Source organism: Streptomyces sp. NPDC032161, assembly GCF_040636995.1.
GTDB lineage: Bacteria > Actinomycetota > Actinomycetes > Streptomycetales > Streptomycetaceae > Streptomyces.
Genome location: NZ_JBEZVN010000006.1, coordinates 135,830 through 160,758 on the forward strand (window position 1 = coordinate 135,830; position 24,929 = coordinate 160,758).

Annotated in this window: 18 protein-coding genes and 1 pseudogene; 10 read left to right on the forward strand and 9 right to left on the reverse strand. The window is 69.4% G+C overall.

Annotation, left to right across the window (positions count from 1 at the left end; translation table 11 throughout):
* The first annotated feature begins 64 nt into the window (after positions 1-64).
* Positions 65-2,647, forward strand: a complete 2,583-nt coding sequence (locus AB0E67_RS16645; RefSeq protein ID WP_362026785.1) for a bifunctional FO biosynthesis protein CofGH — start codon at positions 65-67, stop codon at positions 2,645-2,647.
* A gap of 141 nt (positions 2,648-2,788) precedes the next feature.
* Here the strand turns inward: AB0E67_RS16645 and AB0E67_RS16650 are convergent, their stop codons facing one another.
* Positions 2,789-3,151 carry a hypothetical protein gene (locus tag AB0E67_RS16650; protein ID WP_362026788.1) on the reverse strand — a complete coding sequence of 121 codons (363 nt, stop codon included), beginning with the start codon at positions 3,149-3,151 and terminating at the stop codon, positions 2,789-2,791.
* Between the two features lie 372 nt (positions 3,152-3,523).
* Between AB0E67_RS16650 and AB0E67_RS16655 the strand changes: the two genes are divergently transcribed.
* A complete protein-coding gene (locus tag AB0E67_RS16655; RefSeq protein WP_362026791.1) occupies positions 3,524-4,639 on the forward strand; it encodes an ADP-ribosylglycohydrolase family protein in 1,116 nt (371 codons plus the stop codon).
* Positions 4,640-4,780: 141 nt separating this feature from the next.
* Here AB0E67_RS16655 and AB0E67_RS16660 read toward each other — a convergent pair whose 3' ends face one another.
* Complete coding sequence (locus AB0E67_RS16660) at positions 4,781-5,563, reverse strand: SDR family oxidoreductase (protein ID WP_362026794.1); 783 nt, start codon at positions 5,561-5,563, stop codon at positions 4,781-4,783.
* A gap of 115 nt (positions 5,564-5,678) precedes the next feature.
* Here AB0E67_RS16660 and AB0E67_RS16665 point away from each other — a divergent pair, with 115 nt between their 5' ends.
* Positions 5,679-6,566: a hypothetical protein gene (locus AB0E67_RS16665; protein ID WP_362027078.1), complete on the forward strand. Its 888-nt coding sequence runs from the start codon at positions 5,679-5,681 to the stop codon at positions 6,564-6,566.
* 225 nt (positions 6,567-6,791) lie between these two features.
* Here the strand turns inward: AB0E67_RS16665 and AB0E67_RS16670 are convergent, their stop codons facing one another.
* The 3 genes from AB0E67_RS16670 to AB0E67_RS16680 all read right to left on the reverse strand — a co-directional run bounded on the left by AB0E67_RS16670 (position 6,792) and on the right by AB0E67_RS16680 (position 9,288).
* Positions 6,792-6,998: a DUF397 domain-containing protein gene (locus tag AB0E67_RS16670; protein ID WP_362026797.1), complete on the reverse strand. Its 207-nt coding sequence runs from the start codon at positions 6,996-6,998 to the stop codon at positions 6,792-6,794.
* A gap of 248 nt (positions 6,999-7,246) precedes the next feature.
* Entirely contained in the window at positions 7,247-8,116 is an 870-nt protein-coding gene (locus AB0E67_RS16675; RefSeq protein ID WP_362026800.1) for a helix-turn-helix transcriptional regulator, read from the reverse strand.
* Positions 8,117-8,571: 455 nt separating this feature from the next.
* Positions 8,572-9,288 carry a GPP34 family phosphoprotein gene (locus AB0E67_RS16680; protein WP_073787079.1) on the reverse strand — a complete coding sequence of 239 codons (717 nt, stop codon included), beginning with the start codon at positions 9,286-9,288 and terminating at the stop codon, positions 8,572-8,574.
* Positions 9,289-9,433: 145 nt separating this feature from the next.
* Between AB0E67_RS16680 and AB0E67_RS16685 the strand changes: the two genes are divergently transcribed.
* From AB0E67_RS16685 to AB0E67_RS16695, 3 genes are all read left to right on the forward strand, one after another.
* Positions 9,434-12,004 carry a D-alanyl-D-alanine carboxypeptidase gene (locus tag AB0E67_RS16685; protein WP_362026804.1) on the forward strand — a complete coding sequence of 857 codons (2,571 nt, stop codon included), beginning with the start codon at positions 9,434-9,436 and terminating at the stop codon, positions 12,002-12,004.
* 407 nt (positions 12,005-12,411) lie between these two features.
* Positions 12,412-14,229 (forward strand): MFS transporter, encoded by a 1,818-nt coding sequence (locus AB0E67_RS16690; protein WP_362026807.1) that lies wholly within the window; start codon positions 12,412-12,414, stop codon positions 14,227-14,229.
* 126 nt (positions 14,230-14,355) lie between these two features.
* A complete protein-coding gene (locus AB0E67_RS16695; RefSeq protein WP_362026810.1) occupies positions 14,356-15,498 on the forward strand; it encodes an isocitrate lyase/phosphoenolpyruvate mutase family protein in 1,143 nt (380 codons plus the stop codon).
* Here AB0E67_RS16695 and AB0E67_RS16700 read toward each other — a convergent pair.
* The gene (locus AB0E67_RS16700) at positions 15,464-15,952 is read right to left on the reverse strand and encodes a hypothetical protein (RefSeq protein ID WP_362027098.1); all 489 of its coding nucleotides are present in this window, start codon (positions 15,950-15,952) and stop codon (positions 15,464-15,466) included. The genes AB0E67_RS16695 and AB0E67_RS16700 overlap by 35 nt on opposite strands.
* Between AB0E67_RS16700 and AB0E67_RS16705 the strand changes: the two are divergent.
* Both AB0E67_RS16705 and AB0E67_RS16710 read left to right on the forward strand, forming a co-directional pair.
* Positions 15,836-16,849, forward strand: a pseudogene (locus AB0E67_RS16705) (hypothetical protein); the annotation flags it as partial. The gene AB0E67_RS16700 and the pseudogene AB0E67_RS16705 overlap by 117 nt on opposite strands.
* 597 nt (positions 16,850-17,446) lie before the next feature.
* Positions 17,447-18,157 (forward strand): DUF6338 family protein, encoded by a 711-nt coding sequence (locus tag AB0E67_RS16710; protein WP_362026813.1) that lies wholly within the window; start codon positions 17,447-17,449, stop codon positions 18,155-18,157.
* A gap of 143 nt (positions 18,158-18,300) precedes the next feature.
* On the opposite strand, the gene AB0E67_RS16715 is transcribed toward AB0E67_RS16710, so the two are convergent.
* Positions 18,301-18,858: a hypothetical protein gene (locus AB0E67_RS16715; RefSeq protein WP_362026816.1), complete on the reverse strand. Its 558-nt coding sequence runs from the start codon at positions 18,856-18,858 to the stop codon at positions 18,301-18,303.
* Between the two features lie 191 nt (positions 18,859-19,049).
* On the opposite strand from AB0E67_RS16715, the gene AB0E67_RS16720 reads away from it, so the two are divergent.
* Positions 19,050-22,265: a CHAT domain-containing protein gene (locus tag AB0E67_RS16720; protein WP_362026819.1), complete on the forward strand. Its 3,216-nt coding sequence runs from the start codon at positions 19,050-19,052 to the stop codon at positions 22,263-22,265.
* Between the two features lie 620 nt (positions 22,266-22,885).
* Here AB0E67_RS16720 and AB0E67_RS16725 read toward each other — a convergent pair.
* Both AB0E67_RS16725 and AB0E67_RS16730 read right to left on the reverse strand, forming a co-directional pair.
* A complete protein-coding gene (locus tag AB0E67_RS16725) occupies positions 22,886-23,962 on the reverse strand; it encodes a hypothetical protein (RefSeq protein WP_362026822.1) in 1,077 nt (358 codons plus the stop codon).
* A 30-nt stretch (positions 23,963-23,992) separates the two neighbouring features.
* The gene (locus AB0E67_RS16730) at positions 23,993-24,631 is read right to left on the reverse strand and encodes a hypothetical protein (protein ID WP_362026825.1); all 639 of its coding nucleotides are present in this window, start codon (positions 24,629-24,631) and stop codon (positions 23,993-23,995) included.
* 125 nt (positions 24,632-24,756) lie between these two features.
* Between AB0E67_RS16730 and AB0E67_RS16735 the strand changes: the two genes are divergently transcribed.
* Positions 24,757-24,906: a hypothetical protein gene (locus AB0E67_RS16735; protein ID WP_362026828.1), complete on the forward strand. Its 150-nt coding sequence runs from the start codon at positions 24,757-24,759 to the stop codon at positions 24,904-24,906.
* The last annotated feature ends 23 nt before the right edge of the window (positions 24,907-24,929 follow it).

Here is a 24,929-nt window from a genome sequence, read left to right on the forward strand (position 1 = left end):
GGCCGGGAACCCGCCCCGCCGAGGCCCTGGTCCGGGGCGCGGCTCTCGCTCGTATGCTCGGTCCATGACCGATCCCCAGAGCGGACGCCCGACCACCAACGCCATGCGGCGCGCCCTGAAGCGCGCCCGTGACGGCGTCGCCCTCGACGTCACCGAGGCCGCGGTGCTGCTCCAGGCACGGGGCGACGACCTGACGGATCTGGCCGCGTCGGCGGCCCGGGTGCGCGACGCCGGTCTCGAAGCCGCCGGACGGCCCGGGGTGATCACGTACTCGCGCAAGGTCTTCATCCCGCTGACCCGGCTCTGCCGCGACAGGTGCCACTACTGCACGTTCGTCACCGTCCCCGGCAAGCTCCGGCGCGCCGGCCACGGGATGTTCCTGTCGCCCGACGAGGTGCTGGCCATCGCCCGTGAGGGCGCGGCCCTGGGCTGCAAGGAAGCGCTGTTCACGCTCGGCGACCGGCCCGAGGACCGCTGGCCCGAGGCCCGGGAGTGGCTGGAGGCCGAGGGATACGACGACACCCTCGCCTACGTACGTGCCATGGCGATCCGGGTCCTGGAGGAGACCGGCCTCCTGCCGCACCTCAACCCCGGCGTGCTGACCTGGACCGACCTCCAGCGCCTCAAGCCGGTCGCCCCCTCCATGGGCATGATGCTGGAGACGACCGCGACCCGCCTGTGGTCCGAGCCGGGCGGCCCGCACCACGGCTCCCCGGACAAGGAACCCGCCGTGCGCCTGCGCGTCCTGGAGGACGCGGGCCGCTCCAACGTCCCGTTCACCACCGGCGTCCTGATCGGCATCGGCGAGACGTACGAGGAACGCGCCGGCGCCCTCTTCGAGCTCCGCCGGATCGCCCGCGCCTACCACGGCGTCCAGGAAGTCATCGTCCAGAACTTCCGCGCCAAGCCGGACACAGCGATGCGCGGCATGCCCGACGCCGAGCTGGAGGAACTCGCCGCGGCCATCGCCGTCGCCCGGCACATCCTCGGCCCGTCCGCCCGCATCCAGGCCCCGCCCAATCTCGTCGACGCCGAGTACGCGCTGCTCATCGGCGCGGGCATCGACGACTGGGGCGGCGTCTCCCCGCTCACCCCCGACCATGTCAACCCCGAACGCCCCTGGCCGCACATCGACGAACTCGCCGCCAGGACCGCCGAGTCGGGCTTCACGCTGCGCGAACGTCTCACCATCTACCCGGAGTTCATCCGGCGCGGCGAACCCTGGCTCGACCCGCGCCTGCTCCCGCACGTCCGCGCCCTCGCCGACCCGGAGACTGGGCTGGCGAAGGAGGGCGCGATCCCGTCCGGACTGCCCTGGCAGGAACCCGACGAGGAGTTCGGCGCCACCGGCCGCACCGACCTGCACCGCACCATCGACACCGAGGGCCGCACCGGCGACCGTCGCGAGGACTTCGACGAGGTGTACGGGGACTGGGACGCGCTGCGCGAGGCCGCAGCCCCCGGCATGGTCCCGTCCCGCATCGACACCGACGTGCGCGAGGCGCTGAGCCAGGCCGCCGCCGACCCGACGAGGCTCACCGACGACCAGGCGCTCGCCCTGCTCCACGCCGACGGCCCGGCCCTCGACGAACTGTGCCGGATCGCGGACACCCTACGCCGTGACGTCGTCGGCGACGACGTCACGTACATCGTCACCAGGAACATCAACTTCACCAACGTCTGCTACACCGGCTGCCGTTTCTGCGCCTTCGCGCAGCGGCGCACCGACGCCGACGCGTACACCCTCTCCCTGGACCAGGTCGCGGACCGGGCCGCGCAGGCGTGGGACGTCGGCGCCGTCGAGGTCTGCATGCAGGGCGGCATCCATCCCGACCTGCCCGGCACCGCGTACTTCGACATCGCCCGCGCGGTGCGGGAACGCGTTCCCGGCATGCACGTGCACGCCTTCTCCCCGATGGAGGTCGTCAACGGGGCCACCCGCACCGGCATGTCCATCCGCGACTGGCTGATCGCCGCGAAGGAGGCCGGGCTCGGCTCGATCCCCGGCACCGCGGCCGAGATCCTGGACGACGAGGTCCGTTGGGTCCTCACCAAGGGCAAGCTGCCCACCGCCACCTGGCTGGAGGTCATCCGCACCGCCCACGAGGTGGGCCTGCGCTCCTCCTCAACCATGATGTACGGACACGTCGACCAGCCCCGGCACTGGCTCGGCCACCTGCGGACCCTCGCCGAACTCCAGCAGGAGACCGGCGGGTTCACCGAATTCGTCACTCTCCCGTTCATCCACACCAACGCCCCGGTCTACCTGGCGGGCATCGCCCGCCCCGGCCCCACCGACCGCGACAACCGGGCCGTCACGGCCATGGCCCGGCTGCTGCTCCACCCGCACATCACCAACATCCAGACCAGTTGGGTGAAGCTGGGCACGGAGGGCGCGGCCGAGATGCTGCGCTCCGGCGCGAACGACCTCGGCGGCACGCTGATGGAGGAAACCATCTCCCGTATGGCCGGGTCGGGTTACGGCTCGTACCGGTCGATCCAGGACCTGGTCGCCATCGCCGAACTGGCCGGCCGCCCGGCGAAGCCGCGTACGACGCTGTACGGCGAGGTGCCCGAGGAACGGGTGGCGGCGGCCACCGCGTCCGACGGCCACCTCCCGGAACTGCTGCCCGTGCTGCCGGACTGAGCCGGGCGCTTCCGGCCCGGCCCTGAGGCCATCAGACGGGGCGAGCCGCCATAGGGCCGATACGAGCGCCTGCCGGGCCGATACGAGCGCCTGCCGGGCCGATACGAGCGACCGTCGGCCCTGTCGGCGCTGGGGGTCCCGTCAGCCTTTGAGGTCCCGGGGCCGGGCCTGGGCCAGGGCCCGCCGCAGCCGGTCGGCCCCGGGCAGCCCGCTCGGGCCCGAGCCGTCCGGGTCCCGGTACAGCCGACAGGCGAGCCCCGGAGTGCGGCCGGGCTCGGCAAAGGGGTCGCGGCCGTCGATCAGGAAGGTGGGGGAGCCGGTGAACGCGACCGCCTCGGCCTCCGCCCGGTCCGCGATCACCCGCGTGGAGAAGCCGGTGTCGTGCAGCCCCATGCCGTCGAGCACCTGACGCAGCAGCTCGGCCGCGGGCCCGGTGTTCGGGCAGTCCGGCACGACCAGGATCTCGATGTCCATGCCCTCGGCCTCCCTGTTCTCGGCGTCCATGCCTCCAGCATCGCGCATCCCGCACCGGGGCGCGGCTCGCCCCCCCAGCCGCTGAGGCACGAGCCCGGCGCTGTGCCGGACGAGCCCGCGCTCCTCGTGGAACCGGAGCGTGGCGACGGGCGGTCCGCACGACGACGGTGACCCGATCCGTACCCGCGCACGTACCTCGACGCCCGGCGACGCATCCCGCGAACGCGGCCCGGCCGACATGTCCGAGAGGCCTCCGGGCAGCCGTCCGGCCGGTCAAAAACGACCTGCGGGACGTCCGTCCACATACCCACGCGTACCCAGATCGGCGCCCTCTACCGGCCGTTCCTGTTCGATTACAGTGCTGCGCAGTCACAGGCGGGCTGCCCGACGGGGAGGGGCGCGGTGAGCACAGGGACCACGGCTGTCTGGGGTCGTGTGGAGCAGCAGGACTTCCGCAGCCGGGTGCGTGGCGCGTTGTTGGGCGGGGCCATCGGGGACGCGCTGGGAGCCGGGGTCCACGGGCTCACGCTCGAAGAGATCCGGGCCGCCCACGGCGCCGACGGCGTCACCGACTTCGAGCCCGCGCACGGCGGGCGCGGTACCGTCACCGCCGTCACCCAGCTCAGCCTGTTCACCGTCGACGGGCTGATCCGCGCCCAGGTGCGGCGCGACACGGGTGCCTGGCACCCGCCCACCGATGTGCACCGGGCCCATCTGCGGTGGGCGGCCACCCAGCACGACTGGGGGCCCGACGAGCGGCGCGAGGACAACGGCTGGCTCGCCCGGCAGGAGTGGCTGTACGCGCGGCGCGCCCCCGCCCGTACCTGCCTCAACGGCCTGGGCGACACCACCATGGGCACGCTCGACAAGCCCAAGAACCCCACCGCACGGGATTCGGCGGCCCTCACCCGGTCCGCGCCGTTCGGCCTGCTCGTCGGCTGGGAGTCCCAGCTCGTCCTCCAATTGGCCGTCGAATGCGCCGCCCAGACCCACGGCCACCCGGCCGCCCTGCTCTCCGCGGGCGGTCTCGCCGTCATCATGCACGGACTGGCCCGGGGCGAGACCCTGGACGGTTCCGTCCAGCAAGCCCTGGCGCTGCTCGCGGAGCGTCAGGGGCACGAACCCGTCACCGAGGCGCTGAAACGGGCCCTCGGCACGGTGTGCCAGGGCATACCGGGCCCTGCGCTGATCGAGTCGCTGGGCGTCACGGACACCGCGGAGGACGTGCTGGCCGCCGCCGTGTACTGCGCCCTGGTCAGCGAGGACATACGGCACGGCCTGAGGCTGGCCGTCAACCACGGCGGTCCTTCCGCGGCCACCGGCTCCCTGTGCGGGGCGCTGCTCGGCGCGCTGCACGGCGAGACCGCACTGCCGCCCGCCTGGCTCGCGGAACTTGAGGGGCGGCCCACCGTCCTGGAGCTGGCCGACGACTTCGCGATGGAGATGACCCAGGGGCCGGCCCTGCACAGCCCCTCCGCTGCCGCGCGCGGTTGGCTGAACCGCTACCCGCGCCTCTGACCCTCCGGCGGCCGGCCGGCCATCCGCGCGTGGACCGTTGCCCGTACGTCCGACCCGCCGACCGCGCGTGTGACGTGCCGCGGATCCGGTGGCGGTCCGGCCGCCGACCACGGGCGTCGTCCGCCGGCTGCCCACCACCGGCTACCGCATCAGCTCGCCCGCGTTGACCAGGAGCGACTGCCCGGTGATCGCTCTCGCCCGGTCCGAGGCCAGGAACGCGGCGGCCTCGGCGACGTCGCCGTCCGTGGCGAGGTCCGGCAGGGCCATGCGCCCGGTGAGCCGGCCGAGCACCTCGTCCTCGGGCACGCCCTCGGAGTGCGCCGCGAACCGTACGTACGCCTGCACCGGAGGGCCCCACATCCAGCCGGGCAGCACCGTGTTCACCCGGATCCGGTACGGGCCGAACTCCTGGGCCATGGAGTACATCGCCGAGGTCAGCGCCCCCTTCGAGGCCGCGTACGCCGTCTGTCGCACCTGGGTCGGGGCGGCCACCGACGACTGTGTGCCGATGAGGACCACCGAGCCGCCCCGCTCCTTGAGCCCGGGCAGGCAGGCGCGGGTCATCCGCAGCGTGCCGAGCAGATTGACGTCGACCACCGATCGCCAGGCGGCGAAGTCGGCGTCCTCGACCCCGCCGAAGTGGTCGTCGCGCGCCGCCACGTGGATCACCGCGTCGAGTCGCCCGAACCGCTCCAGCGCCAGCCCGGCGAGCGCCTCGCACTGGGCCTCGTCCGTGATGTCGGTGGCCCGGTGGGCGGTACGGCGGCCCTCCGGGTCGATCTCCGCGGCCGACCTGGCGAGGTTCGCGCCGGTGCGCGCCCCGAGGACCGCGTTGCCGCCGTCCCGTACCACCGTCGCCGCGATGCGATGTCCGAGCCCGGCGCCCACTCCGGACACGACGACGGTCTTCCCCGTGAGCGGCATCGTCGTCCTCCCGGCTCTGGCGGATTATCTGACGGAACGTCAGAGTAGATCGCCGTAGCGGAGTACGGAAGGGACACGGAAGGGACAAGGAGGTGGGGACGGCATGAGCGATGGCATGAGTGGTGGCGTGAGTGGCGGCTCGGGCGATGGCGTCGTTGACGGCGTGGACGACGGGGCGCGCAGCGACATCTATGCCGAACTGGCCGCGTCGGGACCGTACGGAGTCCGCCCCGGCCATGCGCTGATCACCCTGGTCGAGCCGCACCCGGGCCACGAGTACGCGTACAACCGCTGGTACGAGGACGACCACTACTACGCGGGCGCCATGGCGATGCCCTGGATGTTCGCGGGCCGCCGCTGGGTGGCCACCCGTGAACTGCGGGAAATGCGCTACCCGGAGAAGTCCGCCGTGGCCGAACCGGTCGGCGCCGGCTGTTACTTGTCGACGTACTGGGTGACGGAAGGGCGCTACGACGACCACATGCGCTGGACCGTCACGATCAACAAGCGGCTGAACCGGGACGGCCGGGTCCACCACGACCGTACGCACGTCTTCACGTCGTTCCAGGACCACGAGGCGACGGTCTACCGCGACGGTGCCGTGGGGCCGCGGGACTTCCACGCGCTCGACCACCCCTATCGGGGCCTGGTCCTCCAGGTGGTCGACGCCGAAGAGGCGGGACGGCGGGCGGAGTTGCTGGAATGGCTGCGCTCGCGGCACCTGCCGGAGCGGCTGGCGGGTTCACCGGCGGCGATGGTGACCGTCTTCCGACCCACCCCGCTGCCCGGCGACCGCATGGCCTATGTGAAACAGGTCGAGGGCGTCGACACCCGGCTGACCCTGCTGTGGTTCCTCCAGGAGGACCCGCGCGACTGCTGGGACGGTCACTTCTCCGGACTCGACGCGGTTGTCGCGGAAACCGGGCTGGGGCGGGTGGAGTTGGTGGCGCCGTTCATTCCGACCGTGCCCGGTACGGACGCGTATGTCGATCAGCTGCGCTGAGGGGCGGTCCGGCCGTGCACCGAGTCGAGCCCTTTGGGGCGGCCGGGGGCCGGGTGCGGCGGGAAGTGTTGGTGTGGCCGTCGGGTGGCCGGCGGTGGGGGCACGGCCGCCGGGGCGAGGCCCCGGTGGAGCGGTGAGCCCTCTCGGCCAGGACGGCGAACCGGTCGAGAGGGCTGCCGGCAGCACCGGAACCGGTGCTGCGACGCGGGCTCCGAACGACATCGATCAGGCGTCGACGGCGCCCTTGCCGATGTCACGTACGAAGGCGTTCCACGCGGCGGGGACGAAGTTGATCGAAGGGCCCTCGGGAGCCTTCGAATCGCGTACGCCGACGGCCTGCGCGAAAGGCGACCTGACTTCGACGCATGCGCCGTTGCCCCCGGAATACGAGGACTTCGTCCACTTGTCCGTAGCACCCTGACGAATGGCCATTTTCACTCCGCTTCAGTTTCAGAGAGTCGTGTGGTCGTGCGAAAGGCGCCAACAACGTTTTCGGTCAACGTTTTTCGTTGGCGTGATCGACGCTACTCGGCCAGCTCCTGGAGCGAAGGGGGCGTTCACTCGACCTAGTGGTATGTACCAGCCAGGTCTTCCCTCGTGGGGCAGTGGCGGTGTACCTTGCCGTCGCCGCCCCGAGAAATAGGGTCATTTCCAGCATCACGGACTTTTTGGTTCTCCTGTCAGAGGTCGGTGCGCTGGGCGTATTCCTTCGCGATCTCGCCGATGAAAATCCGGCTTTGTTCCACATTCAGCGACTGCGCCCGCAGATGTTCGTACATGACGCTGTACCGCTGTACGTCGTGGGCCTTCTCCAGGTACAGATCGCTGGTGACGCCCTCGATGTAGACGACGCTGGAATCCGCGGCGTCCGGGAATTCCAGAACGGCGTACTGCCCGTTGATGCCGGGGTGGGCGCCCATGTCGAACGGCAGCACCTGCACGGTGACATGCGGCAGGTGCGACAGCTCGACCAGCTGTTCCAGCTGCTCGATCATCACCTGCTTGCCGCCGACCATGCGGCGCAGCGCCGACTCGTCGATGACCGCCCACAGTCGCAGGGGCTGCTCGGGCGTGGTGATCCGGTCCTGGCGGCGGGCCCGGACGGTGACGCGCTTCTCGATGTCGTTCGGCGGGGCCTCGGGCAACGCGCCGCTGATCAGCGCCTCGGCGTAGCCCCGGGTCTGCAACAGGCCCGGAACCACCTGGGGTTCGTACACGCGAAGGGACTCGGCGTCGGTCTCCAGGCCGATGTAGACGCTGTACGGGATGTCGCCGAAGGCGTGCCACCAGCCCTGCTGGCGCGAGTCCTTGGCCATCTGCATGAGCGATTCGACGATCCGGTGGTCCTCGACCTCGTACACTCCGCAGAGGTCGCGGACGTCGCGCTGGCTGATGGAGCGGCGGCCGTTCTCGAGTCTGCTGATCTTCGACTGGGAGACCAGCAGCCGTTCGGCCACCTCCTCGGCCGTCATGCCTTTGAGTTCGCGCAGTCGGCGCAATTCCTGGCCCAACCGGCGTCGCCTGACGGTGGGATTGACGTGGGACGGCACGGAAACAGCACCTCCGGCTATGTAGCTGTACGTAGTAGCTGTGCGTATCTACTGCTGAGCAGATTGCCACCCCCGACAGGGGGTGCGCTGAGAAATGGACACAGACGAGTGCGCGGGGCAGCCGTGGTTGACGGCTGCCCCGCGCTCGGTGCGGCTCCCGGACCGGCTCCTGGGGATGACGGTGCGGCGGTGTTCGGTTGGGGTGGTCCCGTGGTGCTGATGGTGCTGATGGGGGTGGTGCTGTTCGTCTTGCTCGTGGCGTTGATGGTGCTGGTGGTTCTGGGGTTCGACGTGTTGCCGTGGTACGGCGCTTTGACGTCGTGAGGTGCTGCGGTGGTGTGGTGCCGGTGTGGCTGTGCGGTGCTGCCGGTTGTCGCGGTGGAGCGACATCATGCGATGTGGCGTGATGTGGTGCTTGTGTGCAGCGGTGGTGCGGTGCGTGGGCCGGTGCGGTCCTAGCGGGCCGCGGTGTGCGCCATGCGGCCGCGACGCGACTGTGCTTGCGGTTGCAACGGCATTCCGCCTGCCTGGGTGCGGCGCGGTTGCGCGACCGCTCCGTTCTGGACGTCCATCACGGCGTGCGCCACGAGTCCGCCCATCGGGTCGTGCCTGATCAGGTCCCGGAGCCGGGAGCGGGATGAACGCCCCTCGTTCCCGGGGTACAGATGCTTGCCGAGTCCGACCGCGTGGGCCAGTGCGGCGAGCGCCGCGGTCCGCGGGTCCGGCGGTACGCCGGTGCGGATCGCGCTGTCCAGCCTGGCCCTGATGTCCCGGCTGATTGCCGTGTCCGTCGCCTGGTAGCGAGTCGTCGGCAGTACTCCGCACATCTGGCCCGCCACGGCGTGCACCATGCCGCACCGCTCCAGGTGCGCGAGGTAGATCTGACGGAGCCCCAGCCGGGGTCCGCCGATCCAGTGGACCGCCCGGACCGGGCTGCCGCGTCGGCGCAGCAGTTCCAGTGCGGAGTCCAGAGTCGGATCTCCTGTCGGCCGCGGCATCACCACGGCGATACGATCCCCGTCAGGGGCTATCCGTCCTGCCAGAGCCAGCTCCACTAGCTGAGCTCCGGCGAGGCCGAGGTCGAGCGACTGCGGCTGCGCTGTGGTACCCGTGGCCGGGTCCAGAGCGAGCAACAGAAGCTCCTCCGGAATTGTTCTGCGGCTCCTGCCCATCCATGCCTCCCCGCGTGGATGAATGACAGGGTGACCCCTCTCACATTGGTCTGTCGAGAGTGCCTGGGCGCTTTGTATGGGAACCAGTAGGTATGTCGTTCTCGTCTAGCAGCCGAGGCCGGTGGTTCACACAGGACACTGGTAGATGGTTCGGACAGCGCGGGAATCCACCCCGCGGCGCATGGAGGAGGCATCGGTGGCGGGCGAGTCCCCCGACAGGTCGAAGCAGCAGAAGTCGTCGGGCACGGCTCGGAGCGAGAGTGATCCGCGGCTCGCCGTCTTCCGCGAAGAGTCCGCCGGGGGCGAGGGAGGCGGCGCCACGGACACCGCGACGGCCGTCCTCCGTACCGGGTCGTCCGGCGACGGTGACGGCGGGGACGAGGGCGCGGACGCCCAGGGCACCGGGAACGGCAAGGCGGACACGGCGACGGCCGTCTTCCGTACGCCGTCGTCGGTACGCACCGAGGGCTCTGGCGGCTCCGACGGCGACACCGACGACTCCGATGTCCCTGACGGCTCCGATGCGGCGGGGCGCGCTGCCGAGGGCCGGGAGGACGCGGAGAGCCAGGCGGCTGGGGAGGGTTCGAAGGGCTCCGACGGTGCTGCCGACGCGGACGCCGTGAAGCCCGAGCCGGGTGACGCGCGGCTGCGTGAGGCGGTCGCGGCTTGGGTGGCCAAGGAGGAGGGCCCGAGGAGCGGCGACGACGCCGTGGAGCCCGCGGCGGCCGAGGACGCGGGAGCGGACCGTACGGACGGCGAGGAGGTCGACTCCGAGGCTGCCGGGGCTTCAGGGAAGGACGCGGGGTCCGGCGCGGCCGAGGCCGGCACGGACACGACCGCCGAGGGCGACGTGGACGACGCGGACGACGCCGAAGGGGCGGATGCGGGGCGGACGACAGAGCCCGGGGCCAAGTCCGAGTCCGGGACCGGACCCGAGGCCGGGAAGCCCGACTCCCGGCCCGCGGCGGGTACGGAGGCGGACGAGGCCGACTCCGAGGCTGTCGGCGAGGCCGAAGAGGAGGACAAGGGCTCCAGGAACTCCGGGGACTCCAAGGCCGACGCCGACGAAGCACCCCGGGGCGACACGGAGACCAAGGGCGACAAGGACGCCAAGAACGCCAAGGCGGCCGACAAGGAGGCCAAGGGCGACGAGCGCGGGGTCGATCAGCCGACCGCCGTCTTCAGGACGCCCGCCGCCGGGGTCGACCAGCCGACGACCGCGCTGAAGGTCACCCCGCCCCCGTCGAGGACGAGGCCGGGCTCGGAGCCGAAGCCCGAGTCCGACGCCGAGCGGACGAGCAAGTTCGTACCCCTGCGGCAGGACGACATACGACCGGCGAAGGAACCGGCGGCCGCCCCCGTGGCGACGCCCGGCGCACGCCCCGCCGCGCCCTCGTTCGTCACCGCCGAGCGGACGACGCAGCAGCCGATGCCGCCCAAGCCGCCGCTCGACCTGCTGGCCGAGCTGACGAACACGCCGCCGCCGCCGGACACGCCGGTCCGCGTAGCCGTCCGCAGGGTCAAGATCTGGACGCCGCTGGTCCTGCTCCTGCTGATCGTCTTTGCGATCGTGCAGACGGTGCGCCCGCTCCCGGACCCCGAGCTCCAGATGTCGGCGAAGCCGACGTACACCTTCAAGGGCAGCAAGCCGTCCCTGCCGTGGCCCGACGAGGGTCAGGGCTACATGGCGGCCACCGGGCTGGGCGAGGTGGATTCGTTCGGCGAGCAGAAGGCCGTGCCGATCGGCAGCGTGGCCAAGGCGATGACGGCGTACATCGTGCTCAAGGACCACCCGCTGAAGAAGGGTGAAAAGGGCCCTTCCATCAAGGTCGACGCCAAGGCGGAGGCCGACGGAAAGCTCGACGCGGAAGGGGAGTCGACGCTCAACACGGTGAAGGCCAGCGACACGCTCACGGAGCAGGAGGCGCTTGCCGCGATCATGATTCCCTCCGCGAACAACATCGCGAGGCTGCTGGCGCGCTGGGACGCGGGCTCCGAGGAGGCGTTCGTCAAGAAGATGAACGACACCGCCAAGTCGCTCGGCATGAAGAACACCACTTACACCGACCCGTCCGGCCTCACCGCGACCACGGTCAGTTCGGCCGAGGACCAGGTGAAGCTGGGGCAGAAGCTGGTGGAGATCCCGGCGCTGATGGCCATCACCAAGCTGCCGTCGTGGACCGACCCGTCGGGCAAGAACTGGCGGAACTACAACACCCTCGTCCCGTACGACGGCGCGCTCGGGATCAAGACCGGCTCCACCACCAAGGCCGGAGGCAACCTGCTCTTCGCCGCGCACAAGATGGTCGGCGACACCGATCAGCTGATCGTCGGCGCTGTGCTGGGGCAGCACAAGCCCCCGATCATCGACACCGTCAACGCGGTGAGCAAGGAAGCCATGCTGGCCACCCAGGACCTGCTGGAGAACGCCAAGGTCGTGAAGAAGGGTGACGTCGTCGGCACCGTCTCCGACGGACTCGGCGGCAGCATCTCGGTGATCGCGACCAAGGACGTGTCGGCGGTCGGCTGGCCCGGCCTCACGGTCAAGATCGAACTGACCGACGACGGAAAGGCGATCCCGCACTCGGCGTCGGCAGGCACTCGCGTCGGTACGCTCACCGTGGGTGAGGGCACCAGCCAGGTGAAGGTGCCCGTGGCACTGCAGAGCGATCTGGTGGAGCCGACGTTCGGCCAGAAGCTGACCCGGCTCGGCTGACCCGGGTCGGTCGGGCCCGCTCGGCTGACGCGGCCCGGCTGACCCGCCCCGGTCCCGTCGGGCTCGTCCGGCCGGTCCCGCTCCCCTGCTGGTCCGCCCGGCCGATCCCGGCCGATCCCGGCCGATCCCGGTCGGTCCCGGTCGGTCCCGGTCGGGCGGACGGCGAGGCGGCGCAGTGGCGTAGGACCGTGCCCATGCCCCCGCAACGCGACGGCGTTGCGGGGGCATGGTGTACGGCCGAGGGGCAGCGCCCTTGTTTGCCGGAAACCGTCCGGACGGGGCGAAATCCCTCGTGCTAGCGTCCCCGGAGCAACGTAGGGGACAGAAGGACGCGTCTTCCGGCAATGACGCCCGTACAGCAGATCGTCGGTTCCGGCGCGTCGGGGCGAGGACGGGAGAGAGCCGCAGTGACCACTGCTGAGCCCACGTGGGCGAAGCGTCCTACAGCCGGTGCGGACTCCGCCGAGGGTTCCGCGCGGGCCGACGTACCGGGGGAGCGGGTCCGGGCGGGCCGTTTCAGGGAGCGATGCCGCCGCCATCCGGTCCTGCTGACGACTCTGGTCGCGGGCGCCGCGCATGTGCTCTGGTTCTTCCTCTTCGCGAACAGCGGCGGCGACCTCGCGGCGCAGGACGCCTGGGCCGAGTTCGTCGGCCGGCATCCCGGTACGGCGTACAACCTCGCCTGGTACGGAGGCATGCACCCCGTCTCGTACAGCGTGGTCTCGCCGTACGTGATGTCGGTGCTCGGTGTGCGCACCACGATGATGGTCGCCGGGACGGTGTCGGCCGGGCTGACCGCGCTGGTCCTGGTCCGGGTCCGGGCCGTCCGCAACCCGTTGGCCTGCTCCTTCGCCGGAGTGTTCGCGTACGTGTGCAACGCGGTGTCGGGGCGGGTGACCTTCGGGCTCGGCATGATGTTCGCGGTCGGCGCGGTCGCCGCGGTGTTCTGCTGGCCGTACCGGTGGCGGCACCGGCGTTGGGCGAAGGCCGCCGTCGCCGTCCCGCTCGCCGGGCTCGCGACCGCCAGCAGCCCCGTGGCCGGGCTCTTCCTCGGGATGGTCGCCGCCGCGCTCTTCCTGAACAAACGACGCCCCGGTGCGTACGCCCTGGGGCTGGCACCGGTCGTGGTCGTGGCCGTGTCGGCGCTGCTGTTCCCGTTCTCCGGCACGCAGCCCATGTCGCTGGCGACGCTGTCGCTCCCCTTCCTCTTCGCGGTGCTCGTCTTCGTCCTCGTGCCGCGCGACTGGAAGACGGTCCGCGCCGTGGCCGCCGTGTACGGCGTGGGGACGCTGCTGACCTATGTGATCGACTCGCAGATCGGGTCGAACATCACCCGCATGGCGATGCTGTTCGCCGGTGTGGCGCTGCTCGCCGCGCTGCCGTACACCGAGCCGCGCTCCCGGCGCTGGTACGCGCTGGTGCTCGCATTCGTCGGGATGAACTTCTGGATCGGGTTCAAGAGCGTCGACGACGTCGTACGGACCGCCCCGGCCGCCTCCTGGACGCGCGAGCTGGCCCCGCTGGTCCATCAGCTCCAGGAGGTCGGGGCGGAGCGCGGAAGGGTCGAGGTCGTGCCCGCGAGCAGCCACCGGGAGGCGTCCGCTCTCGCGCCGTACGTGAACCTGGCCCGGGGTTGGAACCGGCAGGCGGACATGGAGCGCAACCCGCTCTTCTACGACGACACCCTGAACAGCGCCAATTACCGGCAGTGGCTCGACCGCTGGGCCGTGCACTACGTGGTGCTGCCCAAGGGGACGCCGGATTCCAGCGGTGCGGTGCAGGAAGCGGAACTGGTCGACGCGGGGCTGCCGTACCTGAAGCGGGTCTGGTCGGATGCCAACTGGCGGCTCTTCGAGGTCGACGACCCGGTTCCGCTGGCCGATCCGCCGGCCACGGTCGAGCGGGCCGCCGCAGGGGAGCTGACCATCCGTGTGAAGACACCCGGTCGGATACTGATCCGTGTTCCGTACTCGCGCTGGCTGGCCCTCGTCGACGACACGGGCAAGAGCGTCGGGCGACCCCAGGAGACCGAGGAGTCCAAGGGACGCGCGGACGAGAACGGCCGCCGGACCTTCGTCAACACCAACGGCTGCCTGTCCAAGGTCGAGGAGGACGCGGACGGCGACGAGTGGACGGAACTGCTCGCGCCGAGGCCGGGCGTGTACCGGTTGGCCGCGCCCTACCAGCTGCTGCCCGGTACGCCGTGCCCGGACGAGCTGCGCTGAGCCGGATGCCGGCGCGACGGCTTTTCGTTCGTGGCCGCGCCCGGTACGCCGATGTCTCGCGCCGCCGGAGGGCACAGCGGGGACGGTTCGGCCATCACCGAACCGTTCCCGGCCTAGCGTCGGGGCATGACACCCAGCCCTGACCCGTCCGCCTCGCCCGTCTCGTCCGTTCCATCCGTCCCGCCTGCCCTGTCTGTCTCGTCCGCGCTGCCCGCCTCGTCTGTCCCGTCCGCTCGCTCAGTCGACGCCTTTGAGCCCTTTGAGGCCTTCGCCGCACTGCATCGTGCGGCCGGATCGCCGCTCCTGATCCCCAACGCCTGGGACCACGCCTCGGCGTCCGCCCTCGCCGCGCAGGGCTTCCCGGCCATCGGGACGACCAGTCTCGGAGTGGCGGCCTCGGCGGGCGTGCCGGACGGTACCGGGGCGACCCGGGCGGAGACGCTGCTACTGGCCCGGCGGCTGGGGCGGGAGCCGTATCTGCTGTCCGTGGACGTGGAGGGCGGGTTCGGCGACGAGCCCGGCGAGGTCGCCGAACTGGCCCGCGAGCTGGCGGACGCCGGGGCGGTCGGCATCAACCTGGAGGACGGCCTTCCCGACGGCACACTCGCTCCGACGGGGGTGCATACGGCGAAGATCGCGGCGGTGAAGTCCGCCGTGCCGGAGCTCTTCGTCAACGCCCGTACGGACACGTACTGGTTGGGCGTCGACCGGGCAGCGGAGGAGACCGAGCGCAGGCTCCACGCGTACGAACAGGCGGGCGCGGACGGCGTGTTCGTGCCGGGGCTGGCCGACCCCGTGGCGATCGCCACTCTGGTGAAGCGGCTCGAAGCGCCGCTCAACATCCTCTACAGCCCTTCCGGGCCGACCGTTTCCCAGCTCGGTGATCTGGGCGTACGCCGGGTGAGTCTCGGATCGCTGCTGTTCCGGACGGCGCTCGGCGCGGCGGTGCGCGCGGCGACGGACATCCGCGTGGGCCGGTCCGCGGCGGACATTCCCGTGGGCAGATCCGTGGCGGACGGTGGCGTGCCTACGTATGCGTGGGTACGGGCCCTGAGCGATCGAGCGGCCCCCGGGGCTCCGGCCGCTGTTCCGTCTGCGCCGACCGTTCGGCCTGCCCCCGCCCCTGCTCCGCCTGCCCTGTCTGCGCCGACCGTTCAATCCGGCCCGGCCGCTCCGGTCGCTCCGTCTGCCCCAGCTGTTCCGCCTGCGTCGGCTGCCCTGTCCGATCCGTCTGTCACAGACGCTCCAGGAAGCGGCGCTGACCGGTGAGGACTCCATCGGCGAACAGGGCTCGGGGCGCGAACAGCGCGGTCAGGGTGAGAGCGGTGTCGGAGCGCTCGATGTCGTGCCTCACCAGGGAGTGCGTGGCGTCCGGGAAGTTCCGGACCTCAAGGGTGTCGGGCGGGAGGATCGCGCGGTAGGCCCGCTCCGTCTCGGCGACGTCCACGTTGATGTCGTGACCGTCCAGAACCAGCAGGACGGGCGTACCGCGCATCGCCCGCAGGTCCGCGGTGGCGTCGGAGGTGTAGTTCTTGGCGACGAACCGCCAACGGTCGGCTGTCATTCCCTCGTCGCCCCCGGAGGCTTCACGGCCTTCCTCGGAGACGCCGACCAGGGACTTGCATCCTCTGTCTACAACCAGGCCGCGCTCATCGCCTCCGACCTCGGCCTTCCCGCCCTCGCCCGCGAGATATGCCACCAGCACGCCGCCGCCTATCTCCATGCCTGCCCCCTGCCCGGCATGAGCACGATTCGCGGGCTGCAGCCTCTCGTCAACCTCGCCCGCCTCCAGATCCGTGGCGGGCACGCCGATGTGGGCCGTCAGCGGCTGCTCGACCTGTACGCGGCTGTTGTGGCGGGCTCACCTGCCCGGCTCGAAGGCGTTGCGGTGCCGGCGGACCTCACCGCGAACGACAAGGACCGCCACGAGGTCGGCGCGTGGCCGTGGCGCGTGCTCCTCGCCGACGGCACGCGCGCTCTTACCACCGAGGGACGCTGGGCCGAGGCCCTGGCACATGTCGAAGCCCAACGAGGCGTGGGCAAGCGGATGCTCGACAGGCGCCAGGTGGCCGTACTCGCCTACCTCGTTACGGGTGATACAGCACATGCCTCTGCTCTCCTCGCCGAGACGATGACCGGCGATGCATGGGAGCAGGCCGTCACGGCATGCCTGACCGTCCTGGGCAGGCGCGACGCCGGACATCCGGTCGGCGGTCACCTGACGGACCTGGCCGCCATGTGCCTTGGGCGGCAGGCCGAACCAGGGCTGATCGTCTTCGATATCCGACTCGGCCTTACCGTCCTTGACGCTATCGATTCCGCCGATTCGCCTAGCGCGCGTTGCATCGTCGAAGACCTTTACCGCAGGGCGACGGACGTGGAAGACGGCTACGCGGCACGCGAGAACTTGGCACATCCCCTGTTCACCGCGATCGCTACGGATCGGCAAGCACGGGACTGCCGTGCATTGGTGCGTGCCTGTGCTCTCGGAGCAGGGACTCTCCCGGACCGGCTAGGACGAGAGCTGAGGGCGGCTTTGCGCGCCAGCGACAGCGTCATCCGGGAAAGCCATGCACGTGCTTCCCAACCCGGACGTCCAAGCCCTCTGGAGACAGCATGAGGGATGCATGGCCACTGGAGCTCGTCGAGGTGCCTGGACCTGCTTGGCCCCAGGTTGCCCGCAGGGTCGTGATCAAATCTTTGTCCGGTCACGCAAAACGGCCCCGGACGAGGACGTCCGAGGCCGAAAAGAACCCTCCCTGGGGAAGAAACCCCAGGTCAGAGCGCTAATACGTTGTGCCCCCGGCAGGATTCGAACCTGCGACACCCGCTTTAGGAGCGGGATTGGATCCTTGCCGGGGGGTGCTCGGCGCTGTTCCGTGGTGCTGTCTTCCCTGGTCAGCGGCGCACGAGCTGTGTACTCGATCCTGCGCATGACGCTTCGTGCCGGACAGTCCGCTCACGCATCGCGCACGCACGACGCCCGCGTCCTGGGGGCGACGGTGCAGCTGGCGGCCGGTCGGGCCCATTCCGGCAAGCGATGACGCGGACGCCTCGGTACCAAGAGCCAACGCCAACATCCTTTCCAAATGTTGGGCTGGGGGAATCGCTGGGGTCGCCGCGATTCGCGTGGCCCTGGCGGGGTGACGGTGACAACGGCAGACCGGAACTGTGATCTTTGTGGGAGACTTCGAGGGCTCGATGAGCAGGGGGAGGTATGCAACCACCGTCCACGACGAGTCAACTTCTGGCCCTTGTGTTGCTCGTTCTGCCTGGGCTGACCTATCAGTTTCTGCGTGAACGCTGGCGGGGTCCGGTTGCCACGGAGGCGCAGCTCGGCGAGCGGATGCTGCGCGCCATCACCGCTAGCGTCGTTCTGAACGGGGGGTATGCAGTCATCGCCGGACCGGCCCTAGTCCGGGCATGGCGCAGGGCCGAGCGGTCTGGCTTGAGCGCGGTGGCTGCGGAGAGCCCACGGGCGGTCGGCATGTGGGCTCTGGTGCTCTTTCTCGGCGTACCGGCTGCGACCGCCGCGGTGATCTCGTACCGGGAACGGCGCCGTGCCGCTTCCGTGTACAGGCCGGTGCCGACGGCGTGGGACTACGCTTTCGGCGCGAGTTCCGACAGCGGACCGCGTTTCGTTCGGGCGCGGCTGAAGGACGGCACTTGGGTGGGCGGTTGGTTCGGTACACGGTCGTACGCCTCGAGTCATCCGCAGGAGGCCGACCTGTATCTGCAGGCGTCGTACCGGATGACTGCAGATGGCTCCTTCGTCTCCAGGGTGGAGCACACCGGCGGGATCTATCTGCGCATGGCCGACGTTGACGTGGTGGAAATGGTGAAGGTCCCGGAACAGCATTCCGCAGGGAGGCGAGATGACAGCACCGCAGGAGGAACTGACCCCGTGGGAGCGGGCATTCCTGGCTGATCCTGGTGACCCGCGTGGCTATCAACCGCAAGGCGGAGCCGGCACCCCCGAGGAGCCGCCGGAGCCGCCGCCGGGGCCCGCGGGTGCCTCTCCGTCCGGTCCTGCGGCTCAGCAGCCGCGTACCGAGAACGCCTAGCGCGCTCTCACCGTTGCATCATGCTGAATTCGTATCCCGCCTCCTGTAGCTTGATCGCCGTCTCCTGGATGTCCTCGTGCCGGAACTCCCGCCATACCTCCAATAGTTCCTCGATCGGCGCCAGCAGCGGCACGCTCTCGTAGCGGGCAGGTGTGCCCCAGTGTGGGGTGACCGTGGGTATGCCATGCGGGCTGGTGCCCCCGACCTCGATGTCGAAAGGGTGCCAGTTCAGGGTGTGCTGATCTAGGCCGGCGTCGAGGATGACCACGGCGGTCGGGAAGGACTCTCCCGGTAGCTCCAATGCCGTACGCAGGTCGCAGTCCTCCCAGACGACGAGGAGTCGCGTCGCCATGAGGACCGAGGGGAACAGCCCCAGGTTCGCGAGTGCGGACGCCGCGTCATCGCCGCGGTAGAACAGCCGGCAGGTGACGAAGCCCACGTAGGGCTGGTCCATGTCCTCCGCCAGGATGTGGACCTGGGGCCGGGGACAGGCGCCGTGTGCTCGGAGCAGTGCCTCGCTGGACTTCAGAATGACGTCGGACAGGGTCTCGACCAGATCTGCCATGTGGTCACGTTACGTGCTGGGCCGTATGGTTCACGCGCGAATGTGATGTTGAGAGGCGCACTGTGAAGTCGGGGGCGCACGAATGGCGTTGGGGGCGTATGCGGAAGAGGTGGGCGGCGGCTGTCCGGTCAAGGCTCGACGCGGCGGCCGGTCCGTACGGCCTGCTCGACACTGCTGCCCTCACCGAAGCGGTGGAGCTCTTCGCCGGGACAATCCGGACGCAGGACATTGTGGAGACCTGCCACCTCGTCGGGATGCTGCACTGGCAGCGGGGGCTGGCTCTCGCCGACAAGCGCGCGCTTCCAGAGGTGCGGACGGCCACGGCACTGCTCGTCGTCGTGAGTTTGTTGAAGCCCGAGCTGCCCTTGCCGGAGCCGGTGCCGCGACCGCCCGGGGCACCCTTGAGACCGGACGGCGAGGCGACGTGGGAGGACCTGCTCCAGGCGCTGGTGCTGCATCTCGACGATGGAGCTGATGCGCACAGCGCGCGGCTGACGATCTGCTCCGCGCGTAACGCGGTAGCTGACGCTGCTGAGGATCCTGCCCTGCTCACCGGCCGGCTGAGGACCCTGGGGGCGGCCTGGCAGCGCCTGTATGAGCACACGGGGGAGCTCGCTGACATCCAGCAGGCTGTCGCGGTCGCCCGTCGCGCGGCCAAGCAGCCCGCCATCACCAGCACGGACCAGACGATGTCCTTGCACAACCTGGCCGAGTCCCTCCGAGCGCTTTTCAATCGCACAGGTGATGTTCGACACCTGCGGGAGGCAGTCGACGTCGGCAGGGAGGTCGTCCGCGAGGTGTCACAGGCTGACCCCAAGCGCTACGTGTCCTTGGGCGGGCTGGCCGACTCCTTGCGGATGCTGTACGAGCGCACGGACGACGGCGCCTTGCTGGACGAGGCCCTCCGGCTGAGCACTGCCGCGCTAGCGGCCGTGCCGGAGTCCGACCGGGGTCGGTCGGTGGCGCTCGTGAACTCCACGATCCTGCTGCGCTACCAGTTCGAGCGCACGGGCGACCAGTCGGTCCTGAACGAGGCCATCGCCTTGTCGCGTAGCGCGGTAAGGGAGGCGCCACGCGGTACGCCGGTCCAGCAGACCGCTCTGTACAACATGGGCAACCTGCTCCACGTGCTCTCCGAACGTACCGGGGACATGACCGCGCTCGACGAGGCCATCAAGGCCACGAGCGCAGTGGTCGACCTCACGTCCCCCGAACACCCCGACGGACCGCTGTACCGGTCGACCCTCGTTGGGATGCTGAACCAGCGGTTCAACCAGGCAGGAGACACTCACGCCCTGGACCGCGCGATCGCGCTAGGCAGTGAAGCGGTAGCGGCGACGCCCGGCGACCACCCGAATCGATGGATGTACCTGGCGAATCTCGCCGTCGTGCTGAAGGCCAAGGCCCACCACACCAAGGACCTCGGCAGCCTGCGGCACGCCATCGCGTTCGAGCGCGAGATGACGGATCTCGCCTCCGGCTCGGGCGGCCGCCACCAAGCCGCCGTGCTGACGAACCTCGGCAACTCCTTGCGGTCGTATTTCGAGCAGTTCGGGCAGTTCGAGCAGCCGAGGGATACGTCCTTGCTGGAGGAGGCGATCTCGTTGGGCCGCACAGCCGTCGATGGGACCTCCGAGGACCACCCCTTCCGAGCGCAGTGCGAGGTTAATCTGGCACTGTCGCTGAGCGTCCACGATGTCACCGCCGAGACCGATCGGCGAGTTGAGGAGGCGATCGGTCTCCTGGAAACGGCAGCATCCAGGCGCAGCGCCCCGACTGCGGTCCGGCTGTTTGCCGCCCGACAATGGGGCGAGCTTGCGATGGCGATCGACCAGCCCGAGCAGGCGGCGCGTGGATTCGCGCTCGGCGTGGAACTGTTGCCCCGCCTTGCCGCTCGTGGCCTCCCGAGGTCCGATGCGACGCGATGGATGGCCGAGTACGCACGTCTGGCGAGCGACGCGGCGGCATGCGCGCTTGCCGCTGGGCAGCCGGACCGGGCAGTCGAAGCACTCGAAATGGGACGGGGTGTGCTGCTGGCACAGGCGCTGGAGTCTCGAACGGATCTCGCCGAGCTGCGTGAACGCGCACCGGCCCTGGCGGATCGATTTGATCGCCTGTGCGCCCGGTTGGACGACTCCGCCACCGCCGGCCCCGACCTGATCGCCGGCACCGAGGTCTCTGGAGGCGAAGACGATCCGGATCTCCGGCACAAGCTGGCGCAGGAGCTGGACGGTCTGGTCGCACGGATCCGGACACTGTCCGGTCTGGAGCGCTTCTTGCTGCCCCCGCACGCCGCTCAGCTTGCCGCCGAAGCCCACAGTGGCCCCATCGTCATGGTCAACATCAGCCGGTACCGGTGCGACGCTCTCGTTCTGACCGTCCACGGCACCCAGGTATGCGAATTGCCGGATGTCGACCACGACGATGTCCACGATCGCCTCAGTGACCTGCGGTACCTCCTGAGGCGGAGCGGCAACTCCCGTGATGCACGCATCGAGGCCGAACGGGTCATGGCAGAGGACACGTTGCCTTGGCTCTGGGACAGAGTGGCCGAACCCGTTCTCGACCTGTTGGGCCTCACCCAGCCGTCGGGCGGACCTGGCACGCGGCGCATGTGGTGGATTCCCTGCGGCCCACTGGCGCACTTCCCGCTGCACGCCGCCGGCCATCACCTTCAGGCGCCCCCCGAGGGCGAGCCTCGCCGAACGGTCATGGACAGAGTGGTGTCCTCGTACGCGCCCACCGTGCGTGCGCTGTCCCATGCCAGGGCCCAGCACGCCCGCCGGAAGACTCCGTCTGGCGAATCCGGCCCACCGCGCGTGCTGGTGGTTGCCATGCCGCATACACCAGGCGCACGAGACCTGCCGGGTGCCCAGACCGAGTACGAGCACGTGGCTCAGCTCTTTCCCATGGTGGAGGGCCTGATCGGGGAGGAGGCAACCTGCCAGGCCGTGCTCGCCAGCCTCGCCACCCACCCCTGGGCGCATTTCGCCTGCCACGCAGGTGCGGATCCCGACGACCCCTACCGCAGCCACTTGCTGGTCCACGACCATGCCGTCAACCCGCTCAACGTGCTGGAGATCTCCCGGCTGCGCCTGGAGAGATGCGAGTTCGCCTATCTCTCCGCTTGCAGTACCGCCGTGACCAGGGGCGACCTGGCCGACGAGTCCCTCCACGTCGTCACTGCGTTCCAACTCGCCGGATTTCCGCAGGTTGTCGGGACGCTGTGGCAGATCAACGACAGTATCGCCGTCGAGATCGCCGAACGCGTCTACGCGCAACTTGCCGCAGACGACTTCGATCCCACCCGCACTGGCGCCTCTGTACACGCTGCGATCCGACTGACCCGAGACCGCTACCCCAGGTTTCCGACTCTCTGGGCTGCGCACATCCACATGGGCCCGTGACCCGGGCCCATTGGCAGACGCCATGATGCCGATCCGTCGGGCGACATTCGGGAGGTCAACTTCCCATCCGCTCACGCAAACGGCCTGGACGAAGAGTCCGAAGCAGGTTAAAGCGCCCCCTGGAGGAGAAAACCCAGGTCAGAGCGGTAACGCGTTGTGCCCCCGCAGGATTCGAACCTGCGACACCCGTTTTAGGAGTTTTCTCGGGGCGGGGCTGTGACCTGCGGAAACGTCGGCGCTGAGGTGTCTGAGCTGGGAAAACACCCCTTCGTAGTTCTCGTGGGTTTACGGCGCTTCCCGGCCTCATGTGTGCTGAATACGTTCTGGGCGTCAATCAGCGGGGCTCTGCTGTCCCGGCACCTGCGATGCGCAGCCGGGGCGCGCACTTGATGACTTGGGTGGGCCAGCAAACGGGTTCAAGCACTTGCAGCGGGCACGGCTCGCCGTGGAACACCTGACGGGCACGCCAGTCGCGACGGGTGGACGCAAACAAGGCAGGATTCTCCGCCTCGCCCTGCGTCCTCATCATTTACCTCATCCGCACTGCCTACGACACCGAAAGACGAGCCGACGTGGGCTATGAGGGCGAGGAAAGTCGCCGCGCAACCAGGGGGCAGCCCTTACCGTGGCACGGTCACTGCCATCAGCTTGCCGTCCCCAAGGTGGAGCCAGCCCCGGCCAGGAGTGAGAGGGCGGCCGACAACGGAGTCTCCCGTCTTGATGCCGATCCAATCACCAGCGCGCCGCTCCTGAGGCGACAGCAGGAGGCCACGGTGGGCTCTCTTCGCTTTGCCCAGCCAGGGGTAGCTCGGCCCGAGCTTGTCTTCATCGCCGGCCAAGACCAGCGCTGTACCCTCGTCGAACCCATGCTCTAGCAAGTTCCGCAGCACACGCTGGGCATCGCACTTGCCCAAGACCTCCGCGTCGTCCATCACGACAACGACCGGTTCCTCAGCGGACGCCACTGACAGGGCCTCCTCAAGTTCGTCGTGCCCGATGTCGCCCTGATCGAAGCAAGCAACCACGCCGTCCCGATCGGCCAATTCCCGGAGAGGCGACGGCGTGGGCGTGGCTAAGACGAGCTGGGCACCAGATGCGAGGAGAGAGCGTGCGATGTTCACCAGTGCCGTGGAGCGGCCTGACTTCGCGGGCCCGGCCACAACGAACGCGGGAGCAGTGCCGGAGGCCAGATCAGGGCCATATGCGGCCAGGTTGTCGCCCCCGACACCCGCCAGCGCCCACAACCTCGGTGCCGTCGGATCACGCATGGTCCACGCTTCATCGAAGCTGATGTCGGACGGCAATGAGGCAGAGCGTTTCTGCACTTCCAACGCTTCATGGGCTGCGTCCCACAGGCCAAGCAACAGCACGTGATCCTCTTGCGTCAGGCTCGCCATGTGGGAGAACGCGACAAGTGCTTCTCGCTCGGGCAGTTCGTCGTGGGTGTACCAGCGGATCCATGCATCGGACGAAATCCCGGTCTGCTCCTCCATATCAGTGAAGGACCACTTGCGCTTCAGCCTGTGTTCGTCAAGGCGGCGATGCAGCGTGACCAACTCCAGCCGCGCCGGGGAGCGGTCCACCTCGAACTCTCTGCTCTTCACGCCGTAGAACGTCGCGTTCGCAGGCCGTTGCTCCTCCGCGGCGTCAGCCATCCTGACGAAGCCTTCACTACGGCGAACTACACCGAGGAACACCCTTAATGCGTCCTTGTCGTGCCACAGAGCCTACGCCGCGTTCAGGATCAGTCCCTTCAATGACTCATGCGCGTAGTTGAACTGCACAGAGTCTTTGCTGGCGTTGGTCGGTGTCTCCGTGCCGGCTGGTGGCTCTTGTGCCGCCTGCCCACTTGAGGCCCCGGTGTCCTGCTTCGGCGATCCCTGGGAAGGGGCAGTCGTGTCGTTCACGTCATCGTCTCCGGCGGATCCTGTGGTATCTGCCGGAGCGTGTACTGATGCTTGGGCGACCGTTTCCCTGACGACCTGCTTCCACAGAGCCTTGAAACGATCAACTTCGCCGTCTGTGTCGCTGTGTCGAGCGAATTCGGCCAGGACACGGACAATCATCTCAAGGCGGCCCCACGGCGGTAGGTCTGGCCTCTGGAAAGTGTCCAACACTGCTTGGTGATTCACGATCCAGTAGTCCTGCGCGTCCTTCCCGACGCGGTCGCGAATAGCGCGGGCTGACGGGAGACCCGCGTCCAGCCTCAGATCGTGGAGCTCGTCGTTCAGCTTCTTCAGGTCAGGCTGGTCAGCCAGATCGGGCCTCTTCCACGGCTGAGCGACCACTATCTCTGCCCCCTCCTGTGCTTCTGCATCGTCTGTGGCGCATTGGCGCCTGTAATCACGGGCGTCAGGATCTGTCATGCGTGTCATACAGCGGCTGTTCTTGGCCGATGCTGTCAGCGATCGTCTTGAGCCGTCAGGGCCGTTCCGGAAGTGCCCACGCTGGATGCACAACCCAGTCGGTGCCATACGGAAGGTAGATCCTCATGGAACAGATCAGCTTGCGCCTCGTAGTTCTCCTGCTGGTCGGAGTCCTTGTCGTTGCCCTGACGCTGCATGCACCCGAAGTCGGCGCGGCCTTGGTGGGAGCCACTGCGGTGGTGGCACTACTCGCCCAACTCATGGGTCGCGAATGACTCAGCTGAGCGGAGAAGCTTGC